The sequence below is a fragment of the Cystobacter fuscus genome, assembly GCF_044360685.1.
Taxonomy (GTDB): domain Bacteria; phylum Myxococcota; class Myxococcia; order Myxococcales; family Myxococcaceae; genus Cystobacter; species Cystobacter fuscus_C.
In genome coordinates, this window is record NZ_CP043491.1 from 4,805,841 (window position 1) to 4,829,264 (window position 23,424).

At 65.3% G+C, this 23,424-nt stretch carries 22 protein-coding genes; 15 read left to right on the forward strand and 7 right to left on the reverse strand.

Features of this window, described 5'->3' with window-relative positions:
- Positions 1–47 precede the first annotated feature (47 nt).
- From F0U63_RS19770 to cglE, 3 genes are all read left to right on the forward strand, one after another.
- On the forward strand, positions 48–329 hold the full coding sequence (locus F0U63_RS19770; protein ID WP_002627483.1) for a hypothetical protein: 282 nt from the start codon (positions 48–50) through the stop codon (positions 327–329).
- Between the two features lie 39 nt (positions 330–368).
- Positions 369–2,279, forward strand: a complete 1,911-nt coding sequence (locus F0U63_RS19775) for an AgmX/PglI C-terminal domain-containing protein (protein ID WP_395847485.1) — start codon at positions 369–371, stop codon at positions 2,277–2,279.
- Between the two features lie 81 nt (positions 2,280–2,360).
- Complete coding sequence (gene cglE, locus F0U63_RS19780) at positions 2,361–2,957, forward strand: adventurous gliding motility protein CglE (protein WP_395848388.1); 597 nt, start codon at positions 2,361–2,363, stop codon at positions 2,955–2,957.
- Positions 2,958–2,966: 9 nt separating this feature from the next.
- On the opposite strand, the gene F0U63_RS19785 is transcribed toward cglE, so the two are convergent.
- Complete coding sequence (locus tag F0U63_RS19785) at positions 2,967–3,725, reverse strand: zf-TFIIB domain-containing protein (protein ID WP_395847486.1); 759 nt, start codon at positions 3,723–3,725, stop codon at positions 2,967–2,969.
- Positions 3,726–4,029: 304 nt separating this feature from the next.
- On the opposite strand from F0U63_RS19785, the gene F0U63_RS19790 reads away from it, so the two are divergent.
- Complete coding sequence (locus F0U63_RS19790; RefSeq protein ID WP_395847487.1) at positions 4,030–5,280, forward strand: hypothetical protein; 1,251 nt, start codon at positions 4,030–4,032, stop codon at positions 5,278–5,280.
- A gap of 598 nt (positions 5,281–5,878) precedes the next feature.
- Here F0U63_RS19790 and F0U63_RS19795 read toward each other — a convergent pair.
- Positions 5,879–6,058 carry a hypothetical protein gene (locus F0U63_RS19795; protein ID WP_395847488.1) on the reverse strand — a complete coding sequence of 60 codons (180 nt, stop codon included), beginning with the start codon at positions 6,056–6,058 and terminating at the stop codon, positions 5,879–5,881.
- Between the two features lie 556 nt (positions 6,059–6,614).
- Here F0U63_RS19795 and F0U63_RS19800 point away from each other — a divergent pair.
- From F0U63_RS19800 to F0U63_RS19810, 3 genes are all read left to right on the forward strand, one after another.
- On the forward strand, positions 6,615–7,727 hold the full coding sequence (locus F0U63_RS19800) for a DUF3800 domain-containing protein (RefSeq protein WP_395847489.1): 1,113 nt from the start codon (positions 6,615–6,617) through the stop codon (positions 7,725–7,727).
- A gap of 573 nt (positions 7,728–8,300) precedes the next feature.
- Positions 8,301–9,227, forward strand: coding sequence for a DUF2381 family protein (locus tag F0U63_RS19805; RefSeq protein ID WP_395847490.1), 927 nt, complete (start codon positions 8,301–8,303; stop codon positions 9,225–9,227).
- Between the two features lie 64 nt (positions 9,228–9,291).
- The gene (locus F0U63_RS19810; protein ID WP_395847491.1) at positions 9,292–9,783 is read left to right on the forward strand and encodes a serine/threonine protein kinase; all 492 of its coding nucleotides are present in this window, start codon (positions 9,292–9,294) and stop codon (positions 9,781–9,783) included.
- An 18-nt stretch (positions 9,784–9,801) separates the two neighbouring features.
- Here F0U63_RS19810 and F0U63_RS19815 read toward each other — a convergent pair whose 3' ends face one another.
- Entirely contained in the window at positions 9,802–10,473 is a 672-nt protein-coding gene (locus F0U63_RS19815; protein WP_395847492.1) for a hypothetical protein, read from the reverse strand.
- 117 nt (positions 10,474–10,590) lie between these two features.
- Positions 10,591–12,006: a serine/threonine protein kinase gene (locus F0U63_RS19820; protein WP_395847493.1), complete on the reverse strand. Its 1,416-nt coding sequence runs from the start codon at positions 12,004–12,006 to the stop codon at positions 10,591–10,593.
- A gap of 216 nt (positions 12,007–12,222) precedes the next feature.
- On the opposite strand from F0U63_RS19820, the gene F0U63_RS19825 reads away from it, so the two are divergent.
- The 3 genes from F0U63_RS19825 to F0U63_RS19835 all read left to right on the forward strand — a co-directional run bounded on the left by F0U63_RS19825 (position 12,223) and on the right by F0U63_RS19835 (position 14,826).
- Positions 12,223–13,581 (forward strand): AHH domain-containing protein, encoded by a 1,359-nt coding sequence (locus tag F0U63_RS19825; protein ID WP_395847494.1) that lies wholly within the window; start codon positions 12,223–12,225, stop codon positions 13,579–13,581.
- Complete coding sequence (locus F0U63_RS19830; RefSeq protein WP_395847495.1) at positions 13,578–14,159, forward strand: imm11 family protein; 582 nt, start codon at positions 13,578–13,580, stop codon at positions 14,157–14,159. Before F0U63_RS19825 ends, F0U63_RS19830 begins: the two co-directional genes overlap by 4 nt.
- A gap of 154 nt (positions 14,160–14,313) precedes the next feature.
- Positions 14,314–14,826, forward strand: a complete 513-nt coding sequence (locus F0U63_RS19835; RefSeq protein WP_395847496.1) for an imm11 family protein — start codon at positions 14,314–14,316, stop codon at positions 14,824–14,826.
- 61 nt (positions 14,827–14,887) lie between these two features.
- Here the strand turns inward: F0U63_RS19835 and F0U63_RS19840 are convergent, their stop codons facing one another.
- The 3 genes from F0U63_RS19840 to F0U63_RS19850 are packed head-to-tail and all read right to left on the reverse strand — an operon-like array spanning position 14,888 to position 18,461.
- Positions 14,888–16,438, reverse strand: a complete 1,551-nt coding sequence (locus tag F0U63_RS19840; RefSeq protein WP_395847497.1) for a hypothetical protein — start codon at positions 16,436–16,438, stop codon at positions 14,888–14,890.
- A gap of 9 nt (positions 16,439–16,447) precedes the next feature.
- The gene (locus tag F0U63_RS19845; RefSeq protein ID WP_395847498.1) at positions 16,448–17,125 is read right to left on the reverse strand and encodes a hypothetical protein; all 678 of its coding nucleotides are present in this window, start codon (positions 17,123–17,125) and stop codon (positions 16,448–16,450) included.
- Positions 17,115–18,461 (reverse strand): hypothetical protein, encoded by a 1,347-nt coding sequence (locus F0U63_RS19850; protein WP_395848389.1) that lies wholly within the window; start codon positions 18,459–18,461, stop codon positions 17,115–17,117. Before F0U63_RS19850 ends, F0U63_RS19845 begins: the two co-directional genes overlap by 11 nt.
- Positions 18,462–18,879: 418 nt before the next feature.
- Here F0U63_RS19850 and F0U63_RS19855 point away from each other — a divergent pair, with 418 nt between their 5' ends.
- The 5 genes from F0U63_RS19855 to F0U63_RS19875 are packed head-to-tail and all read left to right on the forward strand — an operon-like array spanning position 18,880 to position 23,390.
- A complete protein-coding gene (locus F0U63_RS19855; protein ID WP_395847499.1) occupies positions 18,880–19,395 on the forward strand; it encodes an RNA polymerase sigma factor in 516 nt (171 codons plus the stop codon).
- Positions 19,392–20,147 (forward strand): zf-HC2 domain-containing protein, encoded by a 756-nt coding sequence (locus F0U63_RS19860; protein ID WP_395847500.1) that lies wholly within the window; start codon positions 19,392–19,394, stop codon positions 20,145–20,147. Before F0U63_RS19855 ends, F0U63_RS19860 begins: the two co-directional genes overlap by 4 nt.
- 38 nt (positions 20,148–20,185) lie before the next feature.
- Entirely contained in the window at positions 20,186–21,745 is a 1,560-nt protein-coding gene (locus F0U63_RS19865; RefSeq protein WP_395848390.1) for a caspase domain-containing protein, read from the forward strand.
- A 10-nt stretch (positions 21,746–21,755) separates the two neighbouring features.
- Entirely contained in the window at positions 21,756–22,706 is a 951-nt protein-coding gene (locus tag F0U63_RS19870; protein WP_395847501.1) for a hypothetical protein, read from the forward strand.
- 27 nt (positions 22,707–22,733) lie between these two features.
- Positions 22,734–23,390 (forward strand): 2-hydroxychromene-2-carboxylate isomerase, encoded by a 657-nt coding sequence (locus F0U63_RS19875; RefSeq protein WP_395847502.1) that lies wholly within the window; start codon positions 22,734–22,736, stop codon positions 23,388–23,390.
- The last annotated feature ends 34 nt before the right edge of the window (positions 23,391–23,424 follow it).

Below are 23,424 nucleotides of genomic sequence, written 5' to 3' on the forward strand. Positions count from 1 at the left end.
TTCATCCACCCCGTGCGGTCCAAGCGGCAGGGACGAGGAGAACCGAGATGAGACGATGGACGGCGGCGGTACTGGTGGTCGCGATGTGGGCGGCCCCCGTGCTGGCCCAGGGTGAATCGCAGACCCAGGTCAAGGTCATCCAGGAAGAGGACAAGGTGGTCGTGCGCAAGAAGACGACCATCGACTTCACCGACATGGCGGTGGAGGGCGAGCTCACCAAGCCGGAGGGCTCGTACGTGCTCAACCGGAAGAAAACAGACTTTCAAAGTCTCATCCGGGTCCGGGACAACTTCAATCCGGAGCTGCAGAAGTCGGTCGACAACCTCTAGGGGCGGGTAGGAACGCGGGACGGAAGGGAGGAGGCGGGGATGGTGGGGAAGATGAATGGGTTGGTGCTGCGAATCACCGGTCCGGACGGCTCCGTGCACGAGGCCGTTTCGGACGCCGAGAGCGTCATCGTCGGCTCGGGCGCGCAGGCGGCGGTGAAGATCCTGGATCCACGGGTCTCGAACCTCCACGTGATGTTGAAGGTGGAGCGCGGCTCGGTGACGGCGATCGATCTGGGCAGCGAGGCGGGCACGCAGGTGGGCGGCCAGCGGGTGATCGGCCCGAAGACGCTCGCTCCGGGCGACGTGCTGCTGGTGGGCGGCTCGCAGGTGGAGGTCTTCTTCGGGGACGAGTCGCACGCGGGCGCGCAGGTCAACAGCGGCTCCATGCAGGGCTCGGTGCTGCTGCCGGCCTCGCGGGTGATCGCGCCAGCGCCGAGGGCTCCCGTCAGGGCTCCGGAGCAGGCGCCCCGGGCGGTGCCGCCGGGGATGCGCAGCCGCACGGGGATTCCGTCGGTCGCGCCGGCGCCCGTGGCCGCCGTGGCGCGCAAGCCGAGGACCCAGGCCGCGGCGTATCTGCAGGAGCCGCTGCCGCCCGAGGCGCTGCCGACGAAGGACGCCAAGGTGCTCCAGGTGCGTCAGCTCTGGGGAGATCAGATGCTGGCGGTGGAGCACTTCCGGGACGGGGTGCCGGTCACCATCGGCGAGGGCAAGAAGAACTTCTTCCACGTGTACGAGCCCGAGGTGGGCGCGCGGCACGTGCTGGCGCGGGCCACGGGCGAGCAGTTCGAGCTGCGCGTGCCGGCGGGCGCGGGCGTCATCGTCACCGACAACGGGGACGTGCGCACCAAGGACATGCTGCGCTCGCAGGGGCGGCTCAAGGCGACGGACGGGGAGCACCAGTACACGCTGGGGCTGCACGAGCGCGCCGAGGTGTCGCTCGGCACGCTCACCTTCGTGGTGCGCTTCGTGAAGCCCTCGCCGGCGCTTCCGGTGAACGACCTGAAGCCGGCGGACTACACCTGGTTCAAGATCCTCAGCGTCAGCCTGCTGGCGGCCGCGGCCGTGGTGGCGGCGATGCTGCTGACGCCCCGCTCGGACGCGCCCAACGCGGATGACGTGTTCCAGGCGCAGCAGCGGGTGGCCAAGTTCCTCGTCAAGCCGAGCAAGCCCATCGACATGAAGCGCTTCGACAAGAAGAGCGCGGACGAGGGGGCCAAGGCCAAGGACGAGGAGGGCAAGTTCGGCAAGGAGGAGGCGAAGAAGGCCGAGGCGGATCCGTCCAAGGCGGGCACGCCCATCGTCAACAAGAACAAGAAGGAGCAGGACCGCAAGACGATCGCCCAGGTGGGTCTGCTCGGCGCGATGAAGGGCCTCAAGGGCGGCGCCTCGGACGTGTTCGGCCCGGGCGGCCTGGGCACGGGCATCAACACCGCGCTGGGTGGCCTCAAGAGTGGCGCGGGCATGGGTGACGCGCAGGGCGTGGGCGGACTGGGCTCGCGCGGCCAGGGCACGGGCGGTGGTGGCACGGGGCTCGGCATGGGCGGCCTGGGCACCAAGGGCAACGGCCGGGGCATGGGCGGTGGCGGTATCGACCTGTCCGGCCGTGGCAAGACGGTGACGAAGATCGTCCCCGGGAAGACCACGGTGATTGGCGGTCTGGACAAGGACGTCATCGCGAAGATCATCCGCAGCCACCAGAACGAGATCAAATACTGCTACGAGACGGAGCTGAACAAGAATCCGAGCCTGGCGGGCAAGGTGGCGGTGGCCTTCACGATTGATCCGGCGGGTGGGGTGGCCGAGGCGAACGTGACGGAGACGACGCTGAACAACTCCACGGCCGAGGCCTGCATGCTCTCGCGCATCCGCCGCTGGAAGTTCCCCGAGCCCAAGGGGGGCGGTGTCGTGGCGGTGACGTATCCCTGGCTGTTCTCGCCCGCGGGCGAGTAGTCCCTGCCAATCTGAAGCGCTGATACACGCCCCTCTCCCGGCCTGGGAGGGGGGCGAGTTTTTACGAGAGGGTTCGTGGAGATGAAGACGCCGTTGTTGACCGCCGTGCTCGCGCTGCTGCCCACCGCCGCCCTGTCGGCCACCGCCCCCGAGGGAGTACCGCTCGAGGTGCGCCGGGGCTTCTTCACCGAGGCCGATATCGGGGTGTTCTTCACGGTGGGAGGGCTCAACCGCTACTCCAACGCGCAGACGTACCTGCAACTGGGCGTGGGGTATGACCTCTCGGACCGCGTGTCGCTGGGGCTGCACTTCGGCCTGGGGGCATCGGCGGCGAACTGCTTCGCCAGCTACCTGCCGGGGACGAACGTCTGCGCCCGGAGTGACAACTTCTCGGTGGTGTTCGCCGACGTGACGGCGGGCTACCTGGTGCCGCTGGCCACGCGCTTCTACCTGGTGCCGAAGCTGGCGGCGGGGCTGTCGCGGTTGGATCTGGCGCCCACGGGCACGGGGGATCCGGCGGCGCCGCAGACGGTGCCCAACGCGGGCGTGGGGATTGGGGTGGAGTACGCGACGCCCCTGGACCACTTCTCCGTGGGCGCGGACGTGATGGCGCGCTACCTCATCGGGCCCAACATCCCGACCTTCGCCGTCTTCCCGCGGGTGAAGTACACCTTCTGAGCGGACGGCTCAGAAGATCAGGTCCAGCAGCTCCAGGGCATCCATCAGGAGCTCGCCGCCGGACACGATGAGATCGAAGGTCTCGCTCTTGTTCGACGGCTCCGCGGCGGGGACGACGACGAGCGGGGCCGTGGCCTGGGGGCGGGGAGGGGAGCTGGGGCGGAACCGCGTCGCTCCCTGGTTCGCCATGAGGAGCCGCGCGGCGACCTCGGGGGCCACGTCCCGGCGCGAGTCGCCCGGCTTCTGGGCCTCGCGGAGGGTCGTTTCCACACAATCCGGGTCGAGGAGGCTCAAGGGGGCGCGGCAGCGCGCGCAGGCGGTCATGTTGGCCAGACGCACGGGCTCGCCGCAATCGGAACACAGCAGGGTGTCCACGTGCTTGCGCAGCTCCGCTTGCTCCTTGGGGGTGAGCTCACGGGCGAGACCCTTCTCCCGGAGGAACTGGAAGAAGGTGATGAAGTGGCCGTGTTGCTGGGGGCAGCGCGAGTACTGGAAGCGGTGGCCGTGCGCCATGTCGTGGACGAGCGCCAGCTTCTCGTCACCGCGCGGACAGGACAGGGTGCCCGAGCGCCTCGGGTGGTAGGAGCCCCGCTGGCCGTACACGGCGCGGAAGAGCTGGAGGGTGCCCGTGGGGGAGAGCCGCAGGCTCTCGTGGGTGTCGAACCACAGCCCGCCGCACTCCTGGCAGACATCGATGGTGACGCGCGTGCCGTTGCGGCCCTCGAAGGCGCGCTCGAGCATGGGCTGCTTGCACTCCGGACATTTCATCGTGACCTCCGATGGGGCGCACTCTAGTCCGGATTCCTCTTCCCAAGGCGTGGTTCCAGGCCTTGCCTTCATGACTTATCCGATGGGTTGTCTGCACCTGACCAGACCCGGCGGCTTGACCTGGCTGTGAGCCGCTCCCTCTAATCAAGGGGTTTGGCCTTCCAACCCGGGTGGCTCGCCGGAGGGTGCGGCAATGTCTAGGCACTTTATTGATGCTCACCCTGTGGGTACACGGCGGTTACGCGTGGGAGCGCTGGCCCTGGCGGCGTTGATGCTGGTTTCCGCGTGCGTTACAGGGCACCCCATGGGCACGGGGTTGACGGCTTCCCGTTACCTTTCACCCGTGCCGCACGACTCACCCGAAGCGGGGACCTTGGAGTCGGAATCGAACGAAGCGGAACCGGGAGAGGCCTTCTTCACCAGGTTGCCCACGGATTTCGCGCCGGTGCAGGTGAGTGACGCCGAGTTTTCGGTGGCCATGACAAGACTTTGGCTCGATACACCATTGCGGCTGGCGGCCACGCCACGCCCCTTGCTGTATGTCGGCCGCAGGCTGGCGTTGGCTGCTGCGTCCTCAAGTGGCGAAGCGTGGCAATCGGACTTGGTTCGGTCCTATGGGCGACACTGCGAGCGGTGCGGCACTCCGGGGGACTGCCTGACTCTGTTCGAGGATGGGCCCCATTTCCAGAATGACGACAAACGCCGTCTCGCGCTTGCCTTGGCTGTAGGTCCTGCCCTGGAAGGAGTAAATGCGGAAGTGCGGGCCATGCTCAACCCTGGGCAGATACTTGCGATGCTTAGCCTTAGCATCACGGTTTATATGGCGCTGCTGGTGGCGCCGGTGCCAGATCCGGTGACCAAGGGCGTTGCCCTGGTGTTTAGCGCCGCCTTGTGGGGTTATCTCGGTTATGAATTTTTCGATTTGCTGAGGGCCTATGCGCAGCTTCACGAAGATGCGCCCCGGGCTTCGACCTTCGCGGAGTTGCGCGAGATTGGTGAGCGTTTCGGGCGCGTCATCGGACCCAACAGTGTGCGCATCCTCGTTATCGTGGGGACCGCGGCCATAGGTGAAGCGGCGGGCCTCGCTTCCAAGGCGCCAAAACTCCCTGGGTTCGCGCAAGCGTCGGAGAGAGCCGCGGCGAGTACTGGCTTGAGCTTGCTGGATGCGGCGACCGGAGCCGAGCGACTTATTGTCTCTGTACCCGAGGGTACGATCCGCATGGTGTTGGCGCCTCATGCCGTGGCGATGGCGGCCCGGGGCGTTGGCGCTGGGAGTCCTGCCCCGAGTCGGGGTAAACTTCTCCCCAATGGACACAGGGCATGGGGCTCGTACAGTGGTTTCAAGTCGGCAATAGGGCCAGCGGGGAAAGGCAGGGAATGGCATCACATCGTGGAACAGACACCGGGCAACGTGAAACGGTTCGGGGGCGAGGCCCTACACAATACGGAGAACGTCACCGCATTGGACAAGGCTCTCCATACCCGCATGAGTGCTTTCTACTCTTCAAAGTATCTCCGGGTTACTGGTTCACGAACTCTAACGGTACGGCAGTAGCTCAGCACTCAATCCTATGAAGCACAGCGCGAGTTTGGTTTGCTGACTATTAGAAACATCCGGAATGGAATTTGGCCTTGACGAGTCTTGAAAAGTTGGTTGAGGACTTCGCGCGGAATGTGGAAGCGCAGACTGCGGCGATTTGGCGCGGAGACGCCAAGACCGGGAATAAGCATGCGGATCGGTGCTTGGCTGCGTTCGATAGGCTGTGCGCGCATGGGGATGCCGGGCGGGATGCGCTCGCGGCTCTATTTGCGCATTCCAACATGGATGTGAGGACCACGGCGGCGGCATTTCTTCTGCGTTACCGGACAGCGGAGGCCAAGGCGATTTTAGAGGAGGCAGCGAAAGGTGAGGGGTTGGTGGCATTTGCTTCCTCTCAAGCGCTGAAGCGCTGGGAGGAGGGCACTTGGGCTCTAGACCCCGCCAAGAATGAGGCGGGGCCGCCAGAAGCAGCCCGCCCGGCACCACCCAGCAAGCGCAGTCGACCGCGCACGGAACGCGCCGCGACTGACAGGCGGAGGGGAAGCAAGCGGGACAAGCCGGGCGGTTGAGCATGTTGATTGCGCGGTAATACCTTTCAATCTGAGCAGGCAATTCAGAAGATCAGGTGGAAGAGGTAATCCAACACGCCTTCCACCACGATCTCGCCGCCGACTTCGACGAGGTCGAAGCCCTTGTGGTGAGTGGACGGCTCCGCGGCGGGGAAGATGGCGATCGGCGCCTGGGAGCGGGGTGGGGCGCTCGCGCGGAACCGCGTCGTTCCCTGGTTGGCCATAGCGAGGCTCAGAGTGTTCCAACTGCTGGAAGTCCGGCATTGCACCAGGATGGGATCAGTGGAGCATCGAATCGAAGTATCAGACGAGTTCGTGATTCCTTCTGAGAGATTCGACAACTCGTCGTTCATCCAGGAGCGTGTTGATGCCGCACCATCCGCGGTGCAGGGCTGCCTCAAGACGGCGCTGCGCTACCTCTACGAGACCCAGGGCCCCACAAATCTTCCGTCGGCTCGCAAGAGAGTGGCAGAGCCCTATCTTGAGGAGCGCGAGCGGATTGTCGCTCGACAGCTTTCCACGCGGACCAATGGGTCGGAACGCAAGAACTATGGGAAAAACGCACTGCACGCAGCAAGGAGTGCACGGTACCGGTGCGCAGACTGTGGGTACCAACAGCGAAAGTGAGGGAGTGGGCAGAGGGGAGTCGGGTTGAGCCTGTGGATGACCTGCTCCCCGCTGACCTCCTGATGGCTGCTGGTTACTATAGGCCCTTCATTTTCCTCACCCACTTGTCGTTCCCTGTATCGCGGGACCCGTCACTAGGATGCCACCAGAAAAATGACGCCCTCTCTCACCGCTTTCCTCGATGAATCTGGGAACACCGGGGCCAATTACCTGGACCCGCAACAGCCCATTCATGTCCTCGCGGGGTGGCTAGTACGCGAGCCGAACTTGGTCGGCTTCGCGAGGGCAGTTGAGACGGTCCGCGAAGCAATGGGGATGCCCGAGCTCAAGGGCGGGAGGATGCTGACGACGACCAAGGGCCGCCGACAGATGTTGCGGTTGCTGGAAGAGGCTCGCTCGTTCGCATTGCCCATTTTTAGCATCTGGGAGAAGCGGTTCTGTGCTGCGCTCAGAGTGGTCGAGACGTTCCTCGATCCGATGCACAACCCGCGTGCTGACTGGCTCCCAGCCGGTGCAAACCTTCAGCGAAACGCGGTGGCCGACAAACTTCTAGCGTGCTTGCCGCTAAGCTACTTCGAGAAGTTTATCGCGGCGTTCCGCTCACCAACCCGAGAATCCCTGGGAAAGATCGCGAGTGCCTTCGAAGCAGCACTTCGAATTGCTGGCCTGGAGAAGCTCGCCTGGAGCTTCGCCGGGTGCGTCGGGGAAGCATTGGACGAGATCGTGGCCGGTGAACGACACACGGCGGAAGAGTCTGTTCGCGACCTCGGTTTGGAGCCGATTCCGCGAAACGTATCAGGTAGCCTGAGTTACCCGTCGTTCGCGCATATGATCCGCACAGTGGACTTCCTCTTCGAGAAGAGTGGGAGAAGGGGCATCATCGTGCATGACGAAACCTCCGAATTCGCACGGAGTTTCGCTGCCACGTTCGTGTTCTTTAAACGCCTCGGGCCTGCACACTTCGGAACCATCGAGGACGGTCGAACACTGCGAGGTGGAATAGGGTTCGTGGACGATCTCGTTTTGCGAAACTCGCGGGATGAACCGCTTCTCCAAGCAGCCGACGTGCTCGCGTCAGCGCTCAAGGGGCAGGGACTCGTTGCTCTGGGATTGATGGAGGCCGACAAGACGCTGGACGAGGCAGGCCGCTTGGTTCTACCGGGGCTGATTCAGGACCAATTTGATTGTCCGCCCTGGTCTTGCGTTGCTTCTGAAGAGTTCAAGTCTCGCCTGCTGCGTCCAATCATCCCGAATCCCAGGCAGTAGTGAGCGACATCCCCGCTCATTTTCCAGGCGGGCTTCACTGGGGGATTGCCCACAATGACCACGCGGTGGCCCATGCCCCCTGTTTCCGTCTCCAAAATACCTCCAAGACTGAAGGAGCTCCCGGGCGACAGGCGGGACTGCCCCGTGGACTCGAAGTGTCCGGATTTAGAGAGCATAACAGAAATCCGGATTGAGGGGTGCGGCCTCTGTTGCTGGAGGGTCCAACCCTTGTTTTTGTTAGGCGCTCTTAGTCACCTCAAGTCCCTACATGGACGAGTTCCTGTGGCCAGATTTTGCTTCCTGGGGCCCACGCGGACCAAACGCACGTTCGCTAAAGGCAGGAGGGGCAGAGCCGACGGCACGGGTCAGCTTACGACCCGAGAAGAGAGCGCCTCCTGGCTCGAGTTGTTATCTGCTGGAAGCCGAGTTCCTCTGTGCCTCTTCATCTGCGAACTTCTAGGGTCCGCGCAGTGGCGGGAAATACAGGGCATTGTGGCGGCCTGTACATCACAGCATACTCGGTTGACCTCCAAGGTAGACGCGGGAGCGACTTCCAAGGTAAGGAGGCGCTCCATGAGACGATCCTTCTGCGGATTCCTGTACGCGATCTCCTGCCTTCTGGCCCTGTTGTCCCAGGTCGGCGCGGCTCAGGATGTTCTTGTCCGGCAGCGGAGTGTCTACCTCCCGATGAGCCCCAGGGATGAAGTGACGGAGGTGTTCGTCGCCGCGGGGAACGTGACCACGCTCCGGTTCGAGCGCCCCTGTGATCCGGGGCAGACGAAGCTCCTGGGGTGGGAGGCCCGCTTCGAGCCACTGCTGGTCGGCGGGAAGTCCGTGGTCCTCATTCCCGTCCAGAAGTTGGACCCAGACGACCGCTTCATGCTGCTGGTGACGTTCATGGATGGGACCTCGCTCCCCTTCACCGTGAGGGCTGGGGAGCATGGGGGGGACGGTCAGGTCGATGTCTTCGCCGAGCCGGAGTCTCCAGCCGCCATCCGATCCAGGCTGGAGGAGATGCAGGAGGAGAACAGGTCACTGCATGCCAAGGTCCGGCGCTACAACGAGGAGGAGACCTCGGTGAACCACGCGCTGGCGGCTCTTCTGGCGGCCAACCGTGTGGAACTAACCCCGTTCAAGCTGTGGAGGAAGTGGCGCCTCAATGAGAACGGTATCAAGGCAGAAGTCGTCATCTTCGATGACGATGAGTTGAAGCGGGTCGCTGTCGTCTTCACGCTCCAGAACCTGGATGAGCAGAAGCCCTGGGCGCTTCAGGAAGCGAGCCTCACCAGCTTGTTGACTTCGGAGGAGAAGCCTTTTGCCCTCCGCATGTCGTCGGCCGTCATCTCCCCAGGAAAGACCGGGCGCATCGCCATCGTCACGGATGCGGACTCGCTCTTCTCGAACAAGGGCAGGGACCAGCTCGTGCTCGAAATCTTCAGGGATGGGGGACTTCGACAGGTTTGCGTCTACATGGAGCCAGCACCCCGGCATCGGCGCTGAGCTTCGACACGCGGCTCCGCGCCTGCTGCGCGGGGATGAACGCTTACGATAGAAGAGCCCCATCATGCTCTCGACGAAAACAAAGCGCCTCCGGCTTCTTGTCCTGCTGTCGTCCTCGGGTCTGGCCTGCTCGGCTTCGGGGGTGTCCCTGCGCCCCGACGGGAGTCCTGGCCCACAGGAGTGCTCGGAGAAGGCGCTGGAAACGATGAAGATCCTGCGGCTGCGCCCTGGCGAGGCCGCCTTCATGGAGATCGACGCCAACCAGGTCGATCAGAGTCCTATCTCGCTCACGGACGGGCCCATCGAGAGTTACACGACCGAGCGGCTCGGCACGCTGCCTTCGATGACGCGCCTGTATGGCCGAGTCTGGACGAGCGGACCCAATGTCGTCATCCGCTACTACGAAGCGCGTCCCCCGGATGGAGAGCCCATTGCCATCTGTGGGGTGGCGCGGGATGACCGAGGCGGCTTGAAGAAGCGTCCAGACTCTCCTCCGGGGGTGGCACTACTTACCAACTCCGGTGCGGCCATGTGGATAGTCGATTCCTTCCGCTGAGACATCGCTGCCGCCGTGTTAGCTCTTGCTCGGCGGTTCCAGTTGGAGAGGTCGGGGATGGTAAAGACCCAGAGGGTCCCAGACGTACTTTTCGAGAGGCACCAGGGTTATGTGACTTGTGAAATATCTCTCGACAAGACGCATGAACCGTTCAGATACGATGAGAACTCCCCAGAGGCCACGTGGCCGGAACACATCCTCACCGTTCCAGGTTCCGGCCTCCAAAGTGAGTCCGTCAATGGCGTCAGCTCCGATGTAGCGGCACCAGGTGCATGTCATGATTTTTTTGCTTCGGATGCGGCTGCGCTCCATGTCCAGAGCCGGATGTCCATAGGACGGGGTGACGAAAAGATAACTTGGCGGTGGACCCGACTTGGGGCCACGGTGGTTGCGGCGTACCCGCATCACCTCGACGGGATGGAAGCCGCTGAGACCCGTCAACCCCTCTGCCTTGAAGTCTTTAGCGAAGCGCTCGGTGATCAGCAGTCCACCACAAGGACCCTTGAGGAGATCTCCAAAGTCCTTGCCGTGGAGTTCCAGTTCGCCTTGGTAGGGAGGGAGCCAGTTCAGCCCTCCGATGGTGTCGCCACATCGAGGACAGCGCATTGCGGGGCCGAGGTTCGAACTGAGCCTGTTGAATTCAGTGTCGTGATGGCCTTCGCGCAGCTTCTCCAGGACGAAGAAACGCATGTTCTGGGAGGAAGGGTCAGAGGTCATTGGGAAACCTCGCGCGCATCTCGGGTCGGCTGTAGAGCTGGCGCAAGAATGCCTCGAACTCCTCGGGTGTTGCTTTGCCTGTTGGTTGGTTCACTGAGCTTTCGGTCCACCGCCATCCATGCTGGTCGGAACAGGATGGGGTTTCGGCACCGGCCAGAGGCACTCGTCTTTGTACGCGACCGTCTGGGGTGGGCAGTTCGGAGGTCGTCGCTTGACGAGTGAAAGCCAGCACGCGCCGGACAGCTCCACTTCAAGCTCTTTTGTGCAGGGGGCCTGCTTCTGATTTCTCACCGGTAACGGCGCCTGTTCATACTGGACGGGAGCCGGGTCTCTCCGGCCGTCCGTGGCCCACTGCTCGTCTGGAACACGGAGGCCTGGCGCCTCGAGTGGAACGTGCGTCACGGACACCAGGGTCAGCAGCACCGATGCGACGAGGGCGAGCCTCCTGGGCCAGCGCCTCCGTCGAGCCATAGGCAAGGGAACGGGCGGCCGAGAGGTCAAGACGGGCCTGGGCCTCGGGGGCCGCAGGATGTGCCGCTCGGGTGTTCCTCCCTCCTGCACCGGTGGCAATTCTTCCCATTCGAAGATGCTCGCGTCCCACGCTGTCTCCCGACTGGACGCCGCCGCGCTCAGCGCCGCGTGGAGCGCCGCGCCACTCGGGTAGCGCTCCGAGGGGTTCTTCGCCAGCAGCCGGACGATCACGTCACTCAAGGCCCGCGGCACCCGGGGATTGACGAGGACGGGCGCCAGCGGCCGCACGTGGACGATGGCGGACTGCAACACGTCGGCCGGCAGCCACTCGGAGAAGGGGTAGTGCCCGGTGGTGGCCCGGTACAGGCACACGCCCAGGGAGTACAGGTCATCGGTGGGTTGGAAGGCGTAGTGTGCGCCGGGACGCTCGGGGCTGTGCCACAGGAAGCGCACCGCCTCGGGGCTGAGCAGGTACAGGGTGGCTGGGGGAAGGGGGCCCGTGGTGAGTGGGGCCGCGCCTTCGTACCAGCCCACGCCGAAGTCGAGCAGCACGGGTTGGTCATCCGACTCGCGCACCACGATGTGCTCGGGCTTGAGGTCGCGGTGCAGGACTCCCCGGGCATGTAACTCGCCCAGGGTATGCGCCACCGAGGCGCCCGCGGTGGCGAGTTGCCGGAAGGTGGTGCCGTCCGTCTCCGCCCATACGTCCAGGGCCAGGCCGGGCACCCAGTCCATGACGAAGCCCAGGGCACCCTCGCGAGGGTGGGGCCAGCGCACGCAGCCGTGGAAACCCACCACGTGGGGATGGGCTGCCCGGCTCATCATCAGTGCCACCTCGCGCTCGGCCCGCCTGGTGCACGCATGTAGCGCGAGCTTGAGCGCATGGAAGTGGCCAGGGTGGTCTATGTCCTCCACGCGGTAGACAGCGCCCTGGCCTCCCACGCCCAATCGCTCCACCACTCGCCAGCGGCCCACCTGCGTCCCCGGCTCCAATTCGTCCGGGGAGACAATCACCTCTCCATGGTTCGTGGACACCCTTGAACCTCCGCACCCGTCCGACAACGAGGACGCGGCCTCATACTACGAGGTGACGGCGGAAGTAACCTCGGACGGAGGGCCATGTTCTCGAGGAGAGGTGACACGACAGGTCATGGTCGGAGCAAGTGCCTGGTGGGGGCGGGGAGTCCTCCGCTCATGTGGTCTGGCCGGGCCTGGTCTCCCCACCGCGCCGGGGAAGCACAATCGCGTGTCATGCACTCGCGCATCATCCCCGTCCTCTGTCTGCTGCTGGTGCCGCTCGCGGTCCAAGCGGCTTCGTCCGAAGTCGAAGCGCGGCTGCCCGTATTGGAACCCGTGCGGGTGAGCCCCTATCGAGGTGAGCCAGGGGAGGGGTTGAAGCTCACCTTCGAGCCGCTCAGGCCCAATCCGGCGCTGGCGCTGTTTTCGCTGGAGGAGGCGCGGGCGGTGGTGGCGGCGCTGGAGGGGGGATTCAAGGTGGCGAGGCCCGAGCCGCGTTCGCCGGGGGCGGCCACTCTGGGCGCGCTGTCGGCGGGGATGGTGGTCGGGTCGGTGCCCAAGGCCTGGTCGTCGGACCTGGAGAGGCGTGTACGCGAAGAGGACGAGGCGCTGTATGGAACGGCCCTGCTGCCGCTGCCACCGTCGCTGGAGAGCGCCAGATGGTTCCAGGCCCTGAAGCTCTCCCCGCGCTACATGGGGGAGGGGATACGAGAGGCCGCAGTGGAGATGTTCAGCTCTCCGGCGGTGGCGTTCTCGGTGGGAATGTCGATGATGCTCTACATGGTGGCGTGGGCGGCGCCGGAGCCCCTGTTCTCCAAGGCATTCGCGGCGGCGGTGACGCTGGGGCTGCTGATGACGTACACGGCGACGGAGCTCTACAACGTGGGGATGGCGTGCCTGACGCTGTACCGGGAGGCGGAAGCGGCGAGGACGCAGGCGCAACTGGAGGCGGTGGCCGAGCGCTTCGGCAAGGCACTGGGGGGAGTGGGGCTGCGCGTGCTGGTGACGGTGGCGGGGGCGAAGCTGGCCAGGGGACTGCCGGAGGTGCCCCGGGGTGGTCTATGGGGGAGGCTGTCACCTCCGCGATTCGCCTTCGCGGGTGGACGGAGCGGTTTCTCGGTGGGGACGGGGGCCCGTGCGCAGGTGAGCGTGGCGAGCGGGACCGTGGTGTTCATGGGCGTATCGGCGAACACGACGGCCTCCGCTGCGGCCTCGGCGGTGTCCTCGGCACGGACGACAGGCGCCTGTGCCGAATCGAAGAAGGACGACAACCATGCCCACCATCTGTGCACCAACAAGAACGACAAGTCCGAGATCAATGGTGGCCCCTGGACACCTGTGTTCGAGGGACTCTTCAGACAGGCGGGGATGAGCCTCGATGACCCAGCGAACATCGTCTACCTGCGAGACCACAAAGGGCCCCATCCCAAGGAGTACCACAACGAAATCTTCAAGCGACTCAGGAATGCGCTCAGGGGATGTAGGACTCAGGTTTCATGTCGAGCCATTCTCGTGAGAACGCTCGATGCGATAGCGGGGGAGGTATGTACGCCCGGCTCTACTTTCAACAAGCTTGCGACGAGAACGCCATGACAGCGCTGATAAAGTATTATGAGATAGACGACGACAAGTATATTCCCGGGCGATGGTACCTGCAGATGCCTCTCACCGATGAGGAGGGCCGGGGAGAGATGTTCGACGTCTGGCGGTTCAACGATGGAAGGCGCCTGAACATCGAGCATCCGATCCGAATATCCGTGGAGCCGGCGGGTGTTGCACTTGAGTTCTCTCATGCTCTAGGGATTCCCATCGTCCACCGCCGGGTCGTCTCGCTCTTCGAGCGTCTGGATCTTCTGGATGAAGTCCAGTTCATTCCGGTCGAGGTGGAGGGGCATGCAGGGCCCTATTTCATCCTCAATGCGTTACAGATAATCAGGTGCATCGATGACGCACGGTGTGAAGAGGTGTTCTACTGGCAGCCCGAAGATGGCCAACCAGAAAGGGTGGGCCAGTACAAGAACGTGCGAGGGCTGAAGGTGGACCCGGTGAAGATAGGGAGTGCCAACATTTTCCGCCCCTGGGGTTGGGATGGAATCCTCATCGTCTCCGAGTACGTCAAAGTGGCCATGGACGAAGAAGGCATCACCGGCACCGATTTCGTCGAGGTTTGAGTTTCCTCAAGCCCGGTGCTGGATACAGGGAGACCTCCGCTCATGTGGTCTGACCGTGTCTGGTCTTGCCCGCCTTGAGGACACAATGGCAGCGCAGATGAGGTATTACAGAATTGATGACGACAAGTATATTCCAGGGCGATGGTACTTGAGGATGCCTCGCACCGATGAGGCGGGTCAGGGAGAGATGTTCGATGTCTGGCGCTTCAGCGAGGGAAGGTTCCTGACCATTGAGCATCCAATTCGTATGCGCTTGATGCCGGCTGGAACTGCACTCGAGTTCTCTCATGCCTTTGGGATTCCCATCGTCCACCGCCGGGTGGTCGCGCTCTTCGAGCGTCTGGGTCTTCAGCGGGAAGTGCAATTCATCCCAGTTGAAATAGAAGGTCAGTCGGAGCCCTTCTTTATCCTCAACGTCCTGCAAATCATTCGGTGCATCGACGATGCCCGGTGCGACGAGGTGTTCTATTGGGGGCCCGAGGACGGTGAGCCGGACAGGGTGGGGCACTACAAGAACGTTCGAGGGCTGAAGGTGGATCCGGCGAGAGTAGGGGACGCCAACATCTTCCGTCCTTGGGGCTGGACAGTGGTCCTCATCGTCTCCGAGCGCGTCAAGTTGGCCATGGACGAAGACGGCATCACCGGCACCGATTTCGTCGAGGTTTGAGTTTTCTCGAGCAGGGCATAGCCCCCAATGGCGTGCGCCAGAGGGGGCCAACTCCCGCGGCTCAGGTGCGCAGGAAGGCGCTCGCGTCGGGCAGGCCGCTGCCCGAGGTATCGACGCCCATCGCGGTGAGGATGCCCGAGAAGATGTCCGCCTCGTTCGCATCCATCTTGCCGGGCTGCGGCGCGCCGGTGCGCGGGTCGAAGCCGTAGGTCAGCGTGGTCTTCGGATCCACGCCTCCCAGCACCGTGTTGCCCCGGACTCTTGGTGAGAGAATCATGAACCCGTTGTTGAGGTCATGCCCGGTGCCGAACCGCGTGGCCCCCTCCTGCCGTGTGCGCGTGCGCCCGAACTCCGTCGCCATGTAGATCAACGAGCGGTCCCACAGGCTCTCGCCGCTCGAGTCGAAGGGCTCCGACTTGAGCAACTCGATGAGCTTGTCGATCGTCTCCATCAGGCGCGACCACATGAAGGCCTGGACCGAGCGGTGTTCGTTGTGGCTGAAGTCGAAGGCCAGCGGCGGGTTGGTGAACTGATTCGAGGAACCCATGGCGATGTTGAACGTAGGACCCAGGGTCACCGTCACCGATACCCGGTTCTTGATCAGCAGGAAGGCCAGTGCCGCCTGCCCCTCCACGGGATCCGTCAAGTAGTTCGGGAACACCGCGCGCAGCCGCTCCGCGTCGGGGGAGCTCGACAGGCCGTACTCCGAAAGCGGCGTCTCCGGATTGTCGGGCATCATGTTGAGGCGGCCGATCAGCTCCTGCATCTCCAGCGCGGACTGCCCCGAGGTGCGCTGCTCGTTCCACAGCTCGAGCGCCGCCGCGTCGTCGAAGGTCTTGCCGAAGACCGACTGGGAGTCGAGCGAGTTGCGCACGACCCGGGTCAGGTTCACCACGTCGCGGGAAGGCAGGTCCTTGATGCCCTTCATGCCATCCAGGCCCAGGGGCCAGAACGAGGGTTTGGTCACCACCTCGCCGTAGCAGTAGGCCGGCAGGGAGTTGTCGGAGCCGCGCTCGGAGAAGCCCTGATTGCCCATGTTCACGTTGGGAAGGGGGAAACCCGCGCCGTACTGGAGGGCCACACACTCCTGCAACGTGCGGCCGCGCCAGGCGCTGCTGCCGGTGAGGCTCCGCTTCTGCGCGATGACGTGGTTCACCGACGTGCCCGTCGAGGTGGCCACCAGCATGGAGTCCTTGTACTTCTTCACGAAGGGCAACTGGTCCGTCTTCAACTCCATGGGGATGCTGCCCAGGACACCGGCTTCCACCTTCACGGCGCGGAACGGAGAGCCGTCCACGTTCTGCACCTGCGCGTCGGCGAAGGTGTTGAGCTTCTTGGCGTCGCCGCCTGCCGCCGTCGTCTCCGAGGCGCGCACCGCCAGCATGCTGTCGACGATGGAGGCGCCTCCCACGGCGCCCACGACGATGAGGAAGCGGGGCTTGCCATCCAGGCGTGCCTGGCGCATGCCCCCGAGTTGCTCGAGTGCCGCCGGGGTATTGAGTCCGTCCCGGCAGCCCGTCAGCAGGGGCCCCATCGCGGAGCCCGCCGCGCACATCGACAACGCCTTCAAGATTTCCCGGCGCGAGAGCCGTCCATTGTTACGCAGTGACATGACGTTCCCTTAGAAGAAGATGGATTCGGCGGAGGAGAGGACGGCGAAGCAGGCCATGGTCATCCAGTCGCGGCCCGGCGTCTGGCTGCCCGAGGCCTCGATCTGGGTGGCCAGTTGCGACAGGGTGTCCACCTCGGTCTCCGAGGGGTCTCGCAACAGGGTGCGCTGGTAGAGCGAGGTGATGGCGTCACGCACTGGCGCGCCCTCCCGGTGGGCCAGGCGCCCCTGCGCGTCGAGCTCGAGGCCCTTGAAGAGGACCGCCTCCCCAGGGGTGGTGACGTCGAGCGAGACGCGCCGGGCGCAGGCCGCCAGCGCCACGCGGTCGATGACGTTGGGAGTCGTCGCGCCCGTGGTCTTCAGGGGTTCGAAGAGGCCGACGACATACGGATCGACGCCGTTGAGGACCACGTTGTGCACGTTCGTGGTGCAGGCGTACCTGCCCAGCTCGTTGCACACCTGCTCCGGCGGCAGGGACAGCGCCGCGGAGAAATGGGCCGTGAGCTGCTCCGGATTCATGATGCGCAGGCTGTTGCGCGAGGAGGGGGTCACGTCACCGGAGGAACCCGTGCCGGCATCGGCGGGCGGCGTCCCGGCATCCGGTTCCGAGGGAGCGGGAGCAGGAGCGGGGCACGCGGAGAGGACACAGGCGGAGGACAGCAACAACACGCGAAGGAAATCAGGGCGCACCGTAGGCCTCCGTGCGGATCAGGTCATGAAGCATGCGCTGCACGCGGTACTCATGCGTGCCCTTGAAGCGCTTCCAGGTGGAGACGAACTCGGTGTTCTCCTCGGGGGTGGGAGGGTGGCCGACGAGCAGCTTCCAGTAGTCGGTGACGGCGGCGATGGCGAAGGCATCGCTGTTGGCGCCGACCTGCGCCCACTCGGCGACGTTGTTCACCTTCTGGCCGAAGAGGTAGCCCGTCTCCGGTGTCTGTCCGATGATCGGAGAGACATAGGAGAACTGGTTCTCGAGGCGGTTGGGCACGTAGCTGCCCCAGGTGTTGCGAGGCGCGTAGATGTAGATGCCCTGGAAGTTGCGGAAGGGGTAGGTCAGTGGGTCGAGCGTGGCGTGGCAGGCCGCGCAGGCGGGAGCGGTCACGCCCGCGTGGTCGTAGTCACGGGGCTCGCCGGGAATGCTGAAGAGGCCCTCCTGCCTGGCGATGTCGAGGCCCAGGTAGGCCCGATAGGCCTGGGACGCGGCGTTGCGCGGCATCGCGCTGAACATCACGAAGTAGAGGATGCTCCAATGGGAGTTGATGTTGCCCGCGCGGTACTGCTCCTCCAGGACTTGCGTGGGCAGTGACGGCACCGCCGTGTAGCGGGTGGGGTTGCTCTCCCGGCGCACGTAGTACTTCGCCGTCATCACCTCGCGCGCGTCGTGGTCATCGAGCTGCGTGTAGGCGTAGAGCGCGTAGTCGTCATAATAGTCGGCGAGGGGATTGCTCCCCGTGTCCTCCGGGCCCGCCTTGAACGTGCCCACCGGGCGGATCTTCGGGTGGGCCAGCTTCCAGAGCTGCCCGTTCTTGCCGCGCCAGAACTCGCTCTGGGTGCACCGGTCCAGTTCGGCATCCAGCCGGGCGAGTTGGCCATCATGGCCCAACGCATTGAACTCCTTGAGCTGCGCGTAGGTGGGTGGCACGCCGCACACGTCGAGCAGCAGGCGCTTGTACGCGAAGCGCGCGTCGTAGCGGCACACGTCGTAGCGGGGATTGGTGTCCCCCTCCTGGCAGCGGCCGGTGTCCACGGGCACGCTGGTGGCATCCGCCGGGAGGGTGCCGCGCTGGATCTCCACGAGGTTGGACACCCCGTCACCGTCGGCGTCCTCCATCTCGACGGCCTTGAGCGCCGTGGGGAGCGCGAAGGCGAAGTCCGTGTCGGACAACGGGCGTGCCGCGCCGGGAGCCAGGTGGGGCTCCAGCCCGGCGCCGAAGACGTTCCGTTGGGGCGGCGCGATGTGACAGTAGTTGCAGGACGGCTGCTGTCCCGTGCACGCGGGCGCCGAAGGGTAGGTCGAGCAGAACACGCCTCCCGCGGGAGGCTTGGCCAACGCGCCCCCCGCGAGGCAGAGAGTGGCTGCCAGTATGAGTCGTCGAAGCACCAGTGCTCCTCGGTGGAAAGGGTCCGGTGCAAAAACACGCCAACGGCATTTCGATGAAAGACCGCGATGCGCTTTCTTCCAGGCGGCCCCATGCGGATCGGCTTTTCTGATTCCGGGCCCCGCGGTGTCTCTAGGGGGAACAACCCGCATCGGGAAGATCGACCTGGCGCTCACCCTCGAAATCGATGTCCCTGGGCTGGAACAGCGCGAGACACGGGCGCTGGGACGCCAGCCCGCCCTCCTCAGTACCATCGCCACGCCGCGTGACACCCCGTCGTATGCTCCGGGTTCTCCATCCCGTAGCGAGGCGAGGACGTTCGTGGCAGGAGCCACCCCATCCGCATTGAAGGCTATCCATGGAGGGAAGAAGGACCGGAGCGAGTTCCTGCGTGAGCTGTACACGGCGTATGGCGGCAGCGTGTACGGGCGCTGCCTCTTTCTGTTGAAGAACCCCACGAACGCGGAGGACGCGATGCAGGAGGTGTTCGCCCGCGCCCTCAACTCCGCGGACGAATTTCGCGCGGGCTCCTCACCCCTGGCGTGGTTGCTGAAGATCGCCACCCACCACTGTCTCAACCTGCTGCGCGCGGAGCAGGCCCCCTGGCGGCGCTGGTTCGAGCTGACCGCCCTGGCCCGTCCGAAGGCGGATGGGGGAGAGCAGAAGATGGAGGCGCGGGAGCTGGTGCGCTCGCTGCTCTCCCGGGTGGACCTGGAGACGCAGGCGGCGGTGGTGCACTACTGGGTGGACGGAATGACGCTGGAAGAGGTGGCCACGATCCTGGAGCGCTCGGTGCCCACGGTGCGCAAGCGGCTGGAGCGGTTCGCCGCCCTGACGAACGAGGAGCTGAAGGTCTCATGAGCACTCATCCCTTGGAATGGACGCTGCGGCGGCTGCACGCCAGAGAGCTTCCCGGCCCGGAGACCCAGCAGGTCCAGGCGCATGTGTCCTCGTGCGCGGAGTGCCACGAGGTGATGAAGAACCTCGAGGCGGACCAGGCCCGCTTCGAGCAGGAGGTTCCCTTCGACCGCTTCGCGGCCAATGTGGAGCGCGCCCTGCGCAAGCCGCCACCGGCGCCATCCCGGCCCCAGTTCAATGGTCTGCTGATCGCCGTGGCGGCCACGGTCCTGCTGGTGGTGGCGGCCCGGCCGCTGCTCTCGCCGTCTTCTCCTTCCCTCAATCGGCTCAAGGGTGGAGCCTCCGCGGAGCTGCGGATTGGCGGGGATGGGCCCCAGCGCGCGCTCCAGCCGGGCGACACCGAGGCGCTGCTGCCGGACGAGCGGGTACGCCTGGGGTACGTGGCGGGCTCCTACCAGTACGTGATGGCGGTGTCCGTGGACGATACCGGTGAGGTGTCGGCGCTCTATTCGGAGCAGGGGGTGAGCCTCCCCGTCGAAGCAGGGGCCGGGAGACACTGGCTGCCCGAGAGCGTGCAGTTCACGGGCTCGGGCCACGAGCGGGTGGTGTTGGTGCTCTCCGACAACCCGTTGAGGGTGGAGGCCGTTCAGGCGGCGGCCCGGCGGGGTTGGGAGGCCGCGGGAGGCAAGGTGGCGGCCATGTCCACGCTGGACGTGGAGGGTGAGGAACTCCATTGGCTGCTGCTCAAGCCCTGAGGCACCTGGCGGGTCATGCCTGGGTGCTCGTCCTGGGGATGTTGCTGGCGACGGCCGTGCAGGCGCAGCCGCTGCGCCGCTTCGCCCTGGTGGCGGGCAACGACGAGGGCGGCGCGGGTACCCGGCCCCTGCGCTTCGCCAAGGACGATGCGCGCAAGCTGCACGACCTCCTGGTGCGGCTGGGTGGCGTGGAGCCCGGAGACGCGCGACTGCTGCTGGACGAGTCCGCGGAGGACTTCCTCCAGGCGCTCGCCAGGCTGGAAACACGCGTACAAGCGGCACGGGCCCGGGGCGAGCGCACCTCGCTCCTCGTCTACTACTCGGGCCATGCGAAGGACGGCTCGCTGCGGATGGGAGCCAGCGCGCTGAACCTGGAGGCGCTCAAGCACCGGTTGGCGGCGACGCCCGTGGACATCCGCATCGCCATCCTGGACTCGTGCCGCTCCGGGGCACTCACGCGGAGGAAGGGCGCCCGGCGCGCTCCCTCCTTCGACGTCGACACGGGCAGCGTGCAGGAAAGCCGGGGGCTCGTCATCCTCACCTCCAGCTCGGCGGACGAGGACTCGCAGGAGTCGGATCTGCTGGGGGGCAGCTATTTCTCCCACCACCTGGTCAGCGGACTGATGGGGGACGCGGACCGCTCCGCGGATGGCCAGGTGACACTCTTCGAGGCCTACTCCCATGCCTATGCCCGCACTGTGGCGGACACCGCGGACAGCAGCGCGGGGGCCCAACACCCGACCTTCAGCTACGACATGGCCGGCCAGGGAGACCTGGTGTTGACGAGTCCGCGAGGGAGCAACGAGGGCCTGCTGGTGCCTCGCACCGCGCCCGCGGGGGACTACTACTTCGTGAACCCTCGCGGCCTCGTGGTGGCGGAGCTGCACAAGGCCGTGGACTCCGAGCGGAGGCTCGCCCTGGCCCCGGGCACGTATACGGTGAAGCGGCGGCTGACGGACCGGCTGCGCGTGGGCGAGGCCGAGGTCCAGCGCGGGCGCACCACGGTGCTCGACGAGTCGCGGCTGCGCGACACGCCTTTCTCGGATGATCCGGTGAAAGGCGTGCCTTCCCGGGCGCGCGAGCCCCTCGCGCATTGGACGGTGGGTGTCGCCCTCGGACATCACTCCTTCTTCGATTCCTCCACCCGCGAGAACCTCTTCCCCTACGTGCCCCTGATGAGCCTGGAGTTGGGCCTGCACGACTACTTGCGCGAGGGCTGGAGCTGGACCTTCGATCTGGCCCTGGGCATGCAAAACGCCAGGCTGGAGCTCCCCTCCCTCGAGGGAACGCGCTACCGCTATTCGGTGGTGACCGCGGGCACCTCGCTGTTGGTCGAGTGGCCCCTGGGTCGCGTGTCTCCCTTCGTCGGACCCCGGCTCGCCTACCTCGGCATGCAGCGCGACTTCGAGGATCCGAACTTCCCGGATCAACGGTATGGGATGCTCACCCCGGGTCTCGTGGGGGGCGTGCGCTGGCGGCCCATGGAGCGCGTCGAGTTCACCGGGAACCTCCGCGCCCACTACTTCTTCTACAACGTCGATTACGAGCGCTCCCTCGGGTTCTGGGAGTTCTTGGTCATCGTGAAGTACCGCCTCTGAAAGGAAAGGCATGATGCGGACCTGGCTCTTGCTTCTGGGCTGCCTCGCCACCGCGTGCGGTGGGAATATCTCCAACGACGATCTCCAGTTCCTCAACGCGCTGCCCACGCGAGAGGTCCTGTCCGCCAAGCTGCCCGGAGCCGCGGGTTTCCAGGGAAAGGGAAGCTCACGTCAGCGCGTGGACGCGCTGGTGCTGGGTGAACACTCCCGACTCTACGAACTCACGCGCCAGGCAGCGGACAAGTTCAACGGAGGGTTCGATGGAGTGCTCTCTGTCCTGGAGGAGACTCGGATGAGTCCTCCGACGACACGCGCGCCGGCTCTCCGCATCTGGGGGCCCGCGCAAGACCCGGGCAATCCCGGCCACGAGACGCGATTCATGATGACGCGCGAGGCCGGGCACTTCGACTACCGGATCCAGTTTCGTCCCATGGGCTCGGACGAGGCGGCGTGGTGGTCCGCCCTGGTAGGGAGCTTCCAGTCGGAAGGAGGGCCGCGCAAGGGCAAGGGGACGCTGAGCATCTTCGTGGCGGAGGCGAAGGATCACGGTATCAACGTGCCTTGGATGTCGGACATGAAGCGGTTGGACATCGACTACCAGACGAGTACGTTGCCCATCAGCGTTCGGATGCGCTTCACCCCCGAGAGTGGGAGCGAGCTGGGCTACGCCTACCAGGAGATTCCTGGAGGCTCGGGGGAAATGCGGTTCTCGAGCGAGCACATCGACATCTACCCCGGCGAACAGAAGGAGCCGCTGGCCATCCTCAGCCGTTGGACGCAAGACCAGGGGGGCATGGCCCTCGTGGAGGCGACAGGGGGAGATGTGCCCACGGGTTTCACCGTCACTGTCGTCGAGTGTTGGGATGCCAGCTTCCGCATCACCTACGAGAAGCGAAGCTGGGAGATGCTCGAGGAGGGCCATGCCTCCTCCTGCCCGGACGTCTCCGCGCTGGGGGAGTGAGGACCCCGGGGTTAGAGTCCTGGGTTCATGAGCCCCACTCCCCTCCGCCTCTTCTTCGATTACGTCTCGCCGTATGCCTACCTCGCGTGGACGCAGCTTCCCGCCCTGGCCGAGCGTCATGGCCGCGCGCTCGAGGTCGTGCCGGTGCTCTTCGCCGGCGTGCTCAACACCCTCGGCACGATGGGGCCCGCGGAGGTGCCCGCCAAGCGGTTCTACATCTACAAGCACACCCACCGGCTCGCCCATGACCTGGGCGTGCCCTTCGTCTTCCCCCCGGCGCACCCCTTCAATCCGCTGCTCGCGCTCCGGGTGACGGTCGCGGTGCGGGAGGAGGACGCCCGGAAGCGGCTCGTCTCCGCGTTGTTCTCGGCGGCGTGGGCGGGCGGGGGAGGGCTCGTGGAACCCGAGCGCGTGGCCGCCTGTGTGAGTTCGGTGGGGCTGGATGCCCAGGCGTTGCTCGCCGCCGCGGTGACGCCGGACGTGAAGGAGCAGGTGCGCCGCAACATCGAGGAGCTGCTCGCGCTGGGAGGCTTCGGCGTTCCCACCGTCCTCGCGGACGGGGAGCTCTTCTTCGGCGTCGACTCCCTGGGTCACCTGGAGCGCTTCCTGCGCGGGGAGGATCCCCTCTCCCCCGAGGAGCGCGAGCGCCTGCGGACCCTCCCCGTGGCCGCGTCCCGTCTTTGATACACCCCGCGCGGGCGCGCCCTCGCCGCTGCGG

Coding starts and splice junctions, on each gene's coding strand:
- F0U63_RS19770 (WP_002627483.1), top strand. CDS start 48: ATGAGACGATGGACGGCGGCGGTACTGGTGGTCGCGATGTGGGCGGCC.
- F0U63_RS19775 (WP_395847485.1), top strand. CDS start 369: ATGGTGGGGAAGATGAATGGGTTGGTGCTGCGAATCACCGGTCCGGAC.
- cglE (WP_395848388.1), top strand. CDS start 2,361: ATGAAGACGCCGTTGTTGACCGCCGTGCTCGCGCTGCTGCCCACCGCC.
- F0U63_RS19785 (WP_395847486.1), bottom strand. CDS start 3,725: ATGAAATGTCCGGAGTGCAAGCAGCCCATGCTCGAGCGCGCCTTCGAG.
- F0U63_RS19790 (WP_395847487.1), top strand. CDS start 4,030: ATGGGCACGGGGTTGACGGCTTCCCGTTACCTTTCACCCGTGCCGCAC.
- F0U63_RS19795 (WP_395847488.1), bottom strand. CDS start 6,058: ATGGCCAACCAGGGAACGACGCGGTTCCGCGCGAGCGCCCCACCCCGC.
- F0U63_RS19800 (WP_395847489.1), top strand. CDS start 6,615: ATGACGCCCTCTCTCACCGCTTTCCTCGATGAATCTGGGAACACCGGG.
- F0U63_RS19805 (WP_395847490.1), top strand. CDS start 8,301: ATGAGACGATCCTTCTGCGGATTCCTGTACGCGATCTCCTGCCTTCTG.
- F0U63_RS19810 (WP_395847491.1), top strand. CDS start 9,292: ATGCTCTCGACGAAAACAAAGCGCCTCCGGCTTCTTGTCCTGCTGTCG.
- F0U63_RS19815 (WP_395847492.1), bottom strand. CDS start 10,473: ATGCGTTTCTTCGTCCTGGAGAAGCTGCGCGAAGGCCATCACGACACT.
- F0U63_RS19825 (WP_395847494.1), top strand. CDS start 12,223: ATGCACTCGCGCATCATCCCCGTCCTCTGTCTGCTGCTGGTGCCGCTC.
- F0U63_RS19830 (WP_395847495.1), top strand. CDS start 13,578: ATGACAGCGCTGATAAAGTATTATGAGATAGACGACGACAAGTATATT.
- F0U63_RS19835 (WP_395847496.1), top strand. CDS start 14,314: ATGCCTCGCACCGATGAGGCGGGTCAGGGAGAGATGTTCGATGTCTGG.
- F0U63_RS19840 (WP_395847497.1), bottom strand. CDS start 16,438: ATGTCACTGCGTAACAATGGACGGCTCTCGCGCCGGGAAATCTTGAAG.
- F0U63_RS19860 (WP_395847500.1), top strand. CDS start 19,392: ATGAGCACTCATCCCTTGGAATGGACGCTGCGGCGGCTGCACGCCAGA.
- F0U63_RS19865 (WP_395848390.1), top strand. CDS start 20,186: ATGTTGCTGGCGACGGCCGTGCAGGCGCAGCCGCTGCGCCGCTTCGCC.
- F0U63_RS19870 (WP_395847501.1), top strand. CDS start 21,756: ATGATGCGGACCTGGCTCTTGCTTCTGGGCTGCCTCGCCACCGCGTGC.
- F0U63_RS19875 (WP_395847502.1), top strand. CDS start 22,734: ATGAGCCCCACTCCCCTCCGCCTCTTCTTCGATTACGTCTCGCCGTAT.